The sequence below is a fragment of the Alteromonas sp. KUL106 genome, from assembly GCF_009811415.1.
Lineage (GTDB): Bacteria > Pseudomonadota > Gammaproteobacteria > Enterobacterales > Alteromonadaceae > Alteromonas.
This window is the reverse complement of the sequence record NZ_BLIG01000067.1, coordinates 1-6903: the sequence shown is the minus strand read 5'-3', so window position 1 is coordinate 6903 and position 6903 is coordinate 1. Positions and strand designations below refer to the sequence as shown.

General features: G+C 42.2%; 6 protein-coding genes and 4 tRNA genes. All 10 read left to right on the top strand.

The window, feature by feature from the left end; all coding sequences use genetic code 11:
• The first annotated feature begins 188 nt into the window (after positions 1 to 188).
• Positions 189 to 734 (top strand): hypothetical protein, encoded by a 546-nt coding sequence (locus GVO63_RS19205; protein ID WP_159582038.1) that lies wholly within the window; start codon positions 189 to 191, stop codon positions 732 to 734.
• 18 nt (positions 735 to 752) lie between these two features.
• Positions 753 to 1550, top strand: a complete 798-nt coding sequence (locus tag GVO63_RS19200) for a hypothetical protein (RefSeq protein WP_159495461.1) — start codon at positions 753 to 755, stop codon at positions 1548 to 1550.
• A gap of 146 nt (positions 1551 to 1696) precedes the next feature.
• On the top strand, positions 1697 to 3247 hold the full coding sequence (locus GVO63_RS19195) for a methyl-accepting chemotaxis protein (RefSeq protein ID WP_201281937.1): 1551 nt from the start codon (positions 1697 to 1699) through the stop codon (positions 3245 to 3247).
• Between the two features lie 206 nt (positions 3248 to 3453).
• Positions 3454 to 4488, top strand: coding sequence for a UDP-N-acetylmuramate dehydrogenase (gene murB, locus GVO63_RS19190; RefSeq protein ID WP_159582036.1), 1035 nt, complete (start codon positions 3454 to 3456; stop codon positions 4486 to 4488).
• On the top strand, positions 4485 to 5471 hold the full coding sequence (birA, locus tag GVO63_RS19185) for a bifunctional biotin--[acetyl-CoA-carboxylase] ligase/biotin operon repressor BirA (protein WP_159582034.1): 987 nt from the start codon (positions 4485 to 4487) through the stop codon (positions 5469 to 5471). Before murB ends, birA begins: the two co-directional genes overlap by 4 nt.
• A 136-nt stretch (positions 5472 to 5607) precedes the next feature.
• Positions 5608 to 6366, top strand: a complete 759-nt coding sequence (locus GVO63_RS19180; protein ID WP_159582040.1) for a type III pantothenate kinase — start codon at positions 5608 to 5610, stop codon at positions 6364 to 6366.
• A gap of 109 nt (positions 6367 to 6475) precedes the next feature.
• Positions 6476 to 6551, top strand: a tRNA-Thr gene (locus GVO63_RS19175).
• Positions 6552 to 6558: 7 nt separating this feature from the next.
• A tRNA-Tyr gene (locus GVO63_RS19170) sits at positions 6559 to 6643 on the top strand.
• 33 nt (positions 6644 to 6676) lie between these two features.
• A tRNA-Gly gene (locus GVO63_RS19165) sits at positions 6677 to 6751 on the top strand.
• Between the two features lie 7 nt (positions 6752 to 6758).
• Positions 6759 to 6834 (top strand) — tRNA-Thr (locus GVO63_RS19160).
• The last annotated feature ends 69 nt before the right edge of the window (positions 6835 to 6903 follow it).

Sequence of the window (6903 nt, the reverse complement as noted above, 5' to 3'; positions counted from 1 at the left end):
ACATGTTCGCTGATCCCAATATCTACAGACATTCTTATTCAATAAAAGCCTTTATGGATCTGACATTACTTAATGTAACGTCTCGGTCCACGCTAGAACGCCAGCTTCAATAATATTATCCGCGCTAAAATTGACAACCTCGTAAGATTCTACAATGCTTATATACAGCTAAATTCGAGGTGTTCAAAATGATAATAAAGAAATTTATGCTTGGCGTTATTCTCATAACCGCCTCCTTTCACTTGGCAGCACAAACTGACCATCAAGAAAACACACCGCTACCAAAAGCAAATAAAACCCAGATAGCCGAATGGATAGCACAACACGCAGTTGCTTGGGATGAAGATACAAAATTAGAAATAACAGGTGATGACTGTCGCCTACAGATCAATAGAGACAATACAAGTTCGATAATGAATTTCTCTGGTATTTTGTTTCCTGTGGAAATCATCGCAAAAGACAACAGTAAACATGCTTATGTACGTGTTCGCTTTAAAGATAGATATTCTGGTGATTACGGAATGAAAAAAGCGTGCAACACGCAAAACGAGTTTTGTAAAAAGAATATTGGAAAGTGGTCACCTATCTCTTACTTCGACTTTAAAGTGACTGATGTGGTTAATTACATCGGTATGGACAGGGACTTAAATCACTCTAAATCAAGAAGTCTCGCCCGCGCGCTTACTCATTATGCAAAGCTGTGTAACGCGAAAGACTATGAGTTCACGTTTTAATAATAAGAGAATGCTGTAATGAAATTAAAAGTCTATTCGGTCATATTATTAATGGCTGCCGTCTCTGGATGCACTACTACAAAGGTACAGAATGTAAAACACGAAAGGGGCCAGCTGCTTAAGCAGGAAGTGAGTGAACCTGTTTATGTATCATCAAGCCGAAAACTTTCACTTACCGATAACCAAGTAAAGTTAGAGCAAATTGATAACTACGAAACAAAAGAAATTAAGATTTACGAAAAGGTTCAGAGTACCAATCTAAAGAGAGAGGGAACAACAGTTACTGATAGTCCTTTCATGGCAATAATAGGTACTCCAGGTGCGATCCTTGCTGATATCTTTACACTGGGAACTGTAGGGTTCACCTCTGATATGTGGGTAAAGGACACGCACGAATGGGAAACGGTGAAAGAGAAACTAGAAAACGATTTTATTGTTGATGAAACATCTAAGCGCTCATATCAATCGTCGCCCTTAGGCAACGCGAAGGTAGATGTGTTTATCAACGGAGTCTTTGTAGACACAATGATGACCGATCGCAGCGGCATGGCTTACTTCGACTTGGCAAATCTTCTTAACAGTTCAGACCTTCACCCAAAGCAATTTATAACCAATAAAGGCGTTAATGTAGAATTCCGTTCATCGCAGGCCAAAACATCGAAAAATATATCAAACAGAGACATTCCAGAGAACTATTTTGCAATACAGTTCGATAAACGACGGGCTGAACTAGAGGGCAGAAAAGGTCGATTTGAAAACTGTTCTTTTATTGCTAAAAGTAAGCGCGAATTTTTTGAGTGTTTCTATCAAAGCTAACGTGCTAGGCCACTTTTTGTTTTTTGCTTAAACAATTTACGTAGTAGCGCATAGTGCACATGAACGCGCTACTACTATCTGCTTATAGCGAAAACCTCTGATCACGACTACATTTGCACAGAAGAAATAAATTTTGAGCTTTTGCAATGATCAGATTTTTAGTTGTGTCGTTAATCGTTGGTTTGGTGAGTGGACTTGCGAGTGTTACTGTTGGAAACGCACTAGTGACCATGGGTGTAGCATTTATAACGACAATGATAGGGTGCCAGTTTATTATAGCAACGCCTACCACGTCTGACTCAGAGAGTCCGCTTGTTCTAACACCTAACCACAATAAATCCGCCACCGATATTAGCAAAGCATCGAGCAATATAGCGATAGGTGGCGCATCGATATCTTATTTTCTTGATCAGCTCTCCACGGCCTTTAACGCACAAGTAAGCAGTATTGGGCAAATGTCCGGCCGCCTTGAGCAACTAGAGTCTACAAGCATTCAGCTAGATAACTGTTCGAAAACCGCTACGGACGCAATGAATGCCTCCGATGAAAAAACGCAAGAGGGAAGTCGTTCAGTTACTGAGGTATTGCGCCAACAGCAGGTATTAATTGCTAAGATAAATGCATCGTCAGAAGCACTTATGGCGTTGAAAACTCGAGCAGAGGGTATTAGTCACATTACTAGTACGATTAATCAGTTAGCCGACCAAACAAATATGCTAGCACTTAATGCTGCTATTGAAGCCGCGAGAGCCGGTGAACAAGGGCGAGGCTTTGCAGTTGTCGCTGATGAGGTCCGCGAACTGGCAAAGAAAACAACCGATGCCACATCGGGCATTGAAAACTTACTGCGAGATATGAATACCAGTAGCCATGAGGCGGTATCCACCATGGAGGCAGTTCTATCATCAAGTGATTCGATGAATTCATTACTACTAGAAAGTGAAAGTGCTATTTGTGAGTCGAGCTCACTCTCATCTCAGGCAAAGAATACGGTCAACGATATGCGCACAATGATTGAAGAATTGACAGCGCACAGCAGTGGAATAAGTGGCAATATCAACGAATTACACGCATCTACTTCTTCATTAGAAACCGACCTTAGTGACGTTTCCAATCAAGCGTTATCACTAAGCGTACAAGCTGAGGACATCTTTCGGTTACTCCAGGACATGGATGTTAACGACAGAAACAGCGACGTCAGAGATATTGCGATTAACACTGCAAAAACTATAGGTATGGCGTTCGAGGAGTCAATCACAAAAGGTGAAATATCAGAGTCTGATTTGTTTAATTTTTCCTACACCCCGATTGCAAACACCAATCCGTTAAAGCATTCAACAGCTTTCGATACGTTTACTGATAACTGCCTTCCCGCTATACAAGAACCTATTTTAAATAATAACGACTTTATAATTTATGCCGGTGCTGTTGATAAGAATGGTTACTTCCCCACGCATAATAAGAAGTTCAGTCAGCCACTAACCGGTGATTTCGAAAAAGATTTAGCCAATAACAGAACCAAACGTATTTTCAATGATACGACTGGAGCGCGATGTGGTAGCAATACAGCGTCATTTCTATTACAAACCTACAAGCGCGACACGGGAGAGATAATGCATGATTTGTCAGCGCCTATTTATGTTAACGGTAAACACTGGGGCGGTTTTCGTATAGGCTATAAAGCCGAAGAGCAGTAGTGTCTCTACGTATAGTAAGACAAGATATACGTCGGTGGGAAACGATCAATGCATAACGTAGTGCGTGTTTGAACCATGTAGTCAGCAATCCCCTTCGAAAGGCATGCCCCCCGAGATTTGCGCAATGACTTATTTGCGTGTTTATACTTTTATTTAACGCGTCGTTACCCTACCATTAGCGAATTGTTTGAAGTTCGTAAAGCCCTATGCCCTCATTACAAAGCTATAGCACATTTGGTCTCTCAGTATCTTGTGATTCTATCGAGTCATTTACCGACGTTCCCTCTTTTCTATCTCTATACAATTCAATAGAAAATCGTGCCGACAGCGCCGTTTATATACTGGGCGGAGGGAGCAACTCCATCTTCACCGAAGACTTTAACGGTAAGATCCTCGTTAATGAAATTAAAGGTATTAGCCATTTTGATACTGAAACCCATCATTACCTGCGTGTAGGTGCCGGTGAAAACTGGCATGACTTTGTTACGTTGTGTATGAAGGAAAAATGGTATGGGTTTGAGAACTTGGCATTAATACCTGGGTCGGTAGGTGCTAGCCCTATTCAAAATATTGGTGCTTATGGACGAGAGGTGAATGCATTAATCGATAACGTGGAATGCGTATTCCTTGAAACCGGTGAACAGGTTCTGCTAAGCAATACAGACTGCCAGTTCGGTTACAGAGATAGTGTGTTCAAACATGCATTAGCCAACAAAGTACTTATTACCCATGTAAACTTTAAATTGCCTAAACAATATGCGCTTGAGACAAGCTATGGCGAATTAGCTGCACTCACTGAGCCTACGCCAGAAAAAGTGTACAGTAAGGTAATTGAAATAAGAAAGAGTAAACTTCCAGATCCTAGCGAGCTAGGTAATGCAGGCAGTTTTTTCAAAAACCCAGTTGTAAGGCATTCTGTCTATCAAGCAATAGCTGATGAATACAATTCAGTGCCTCACTTTGTAGTAGCCCAAAGCGCAGATTTTTCAGACACTGAACAATCACAAATAAAAATTCCTGCCGCGTGGCTAATTGACCAAGCTGGCTTTAAAGGCAAGACGTTGAATAAAGTACGCTGCCATCCTACACAGCCATTGGTATTGACAAACTTAGGTGGAGCCACCGGAAGTGACGTAATCACCATGGCAAAAGATATCATAGCAAGCGTACAAGACCAGTTTGGCATTAAGCTTGAGCCAGAAGTGCGCTTATTAGGAAGTAAAGGACTCATTTCGCTATGAGACAAGCATCAAAAGCTATAAGAAAACATATACTCGCTTTGCTGTCAGACGGTCAGTTCCACTCAGGTGAAACCATTGCCCAGCAAGTAGGATTGTCGCGAACCGCAGTCGCGGGCCATATCTCCCAGCTTGCCGATTGGGGGTTAGATGTATTTAAAGTAAAAGGTAAAGGCTACCGTTTAGAACGAGGTTTTCCATTGTTAAGCGCCGACAGCATTAAAAGACATTTAGGCAATACAAAAAGAGCGATTATTGATGTGGAATCGGTATTACCTTCCACCAATACGGAAATGAAGAAGCGTATTGCGAGTAAGCGAGAAGACCTTGAAAACGGCGACGTGGTTTTTGCAGAGATTCAGACTGATGGCCGTGGTCGACATGGCCGTTCTTGGTTAGCGCCAGTTGGTGGCAGTTTAACTTTTTCTATGTATTGGTCTTTTCCCGACGGATACCAAAGCATGGCGGGTCTTTCTCTATTGGTAGGGCTAGCCGTTTGCGACGCACTTAAAGAATTTGGGGTAGAAGACGCCGAACTTAAGTGGCCAAACGATATTTATCTGCAAGGAAAAAAGCTGGCAGGTGTGCTTATTGAGGTTGAAGGGCAAATAGGTGCAACAGCACACAGTGTTATCGGCATCGGTTTAAATGTTTGTGTGCCCGATAATCAATACGATGTGGGCCAGCCTCATAGCGATCTCGCTTCTTACTTAGGAACGATCCCAGATAGAAACGCATTAGCGGCAGAAATTATTAAATCCCTATGGTCCTATTTACCCAAATTTACGCAGCAGGGGTTCGGACCATTTACGGCTTACTGGGAAGCCCTCGACTTATATGCAGATAAACGCATTGTGCTGCAGATGGGAGAGAAGCGTTTCTCTGGTATTGATAGGGGAGTGGATGCTAGCGGCGCACTACTCGTTGAAACGCAGGACGGTATTACACGATTCCACGGTGGTGAAGTTAGCCTAAGGGGCAATTAACGTTTCATTTTTTGGTTGTGCTAAGCGTGTTTTGACCTTATTCGGTCATTAAAATGGTGATGAATTGCCTTTACGCTTTTTCTGTCGTATTTCATTAGGTCTTTTTGCGCATTATTTTGCGATTGAAACAAAAAATATGAACAATATTGAAGAAAACCACGTCATATTAGTGGATATCGGTAACACCCGAATAAAATATTCACTGCTTTGTCATGCAGAAGATGAGCCTAATGCATGCGAAGATATCAATTCTCTTTTCTTTTTTATCGATTCCCATCAAAAAATTTCTCATTTATATATTGCCTCGGTAAGAAATCAGGAGCTGGTTGATGAAATATCCAGCATGTGTAATGAGCGAAATATTATTTTTGTAGAAAAGCACACAGAGAAAGAAGCCTTCGGCATAAAAAATAGTTACGCGAATGTTCAAAAAATGGGCGTTGATAGATGGCTTGCCATGGTCTGCGCCGCAGAAAAATCAAAAAAAGCATTTTTTGTTATGGATGTGGGCACGGCAATTACGGTTGATTTTGTCGTGGATGGTCAACATTTAGGCGGTTGGATCGTGCCGGGTTTTCAAGTTATGCGTAATGCATTGGTCGCTTCAACTAAAAAAGTCTTCGCGAATGATGAAATTCCGACCACCTTTGGAGTAGGGACCGACACAGAAGATTGTGTGGCTACAGGGTGTCATGCAGCGGTATATGGTGTTTATTTGAGCGCGATTGATTACATATCAAGCAAACAAACTGATTTTGACATAATTTTGGGGGGTGGAGACAAAAAAGTGTTTGCATTCTTAAAATCTGCTGATAACATGCGCCTCGCTCATTTGGTGATGCAGGGTCTTGCCCGCTACGCTCGAAGTGAACTTTTAAAGGGAACGTCGACGTAAGTTTTTGATTAGTTGAAAAATTGGTCAAAAAAGAAAATTGAAAAATTTTCGAAAAGACACTTGCACGGAGTTAAACAATACTCTAGAATGCGCACCCACTTGATGTAGTGCCGACTTAGCTCAGTTGGTAGAGCAACTGACTTGTAATCAGTAGGTCGCCAGTTCGATTCCGGCAGTCGGCACCATCAATCTGGAGGGGTACCCAAGCGGTCAACGGGAGCAGACTGTAAATCTGCCGGCTCAGCCTTCGCAGGTTCGAATCCTGCCCCCTCCACCACTTTCTCTATGAGGTGGCCAGAGAATTAGGATTGCGGGCATCGTATAATGGCTATTACCTCAGCCTTCCAAGCTGATGATGCGGGTTCGATTCCCGCTGCCCGCTCCAAATCAGTGCTGATATAGCTCAGTTGGTAGAGCGCACCCTTGGTAAGGGTGAGGTCGGCAGTTCAAATCTGCCTATCAGCACCAGTTTATTTCTCCCCAGCTCATGTAAAAAACTCTAAATTTTTTAATGTAACTTTGCTGGGATAATAGAAA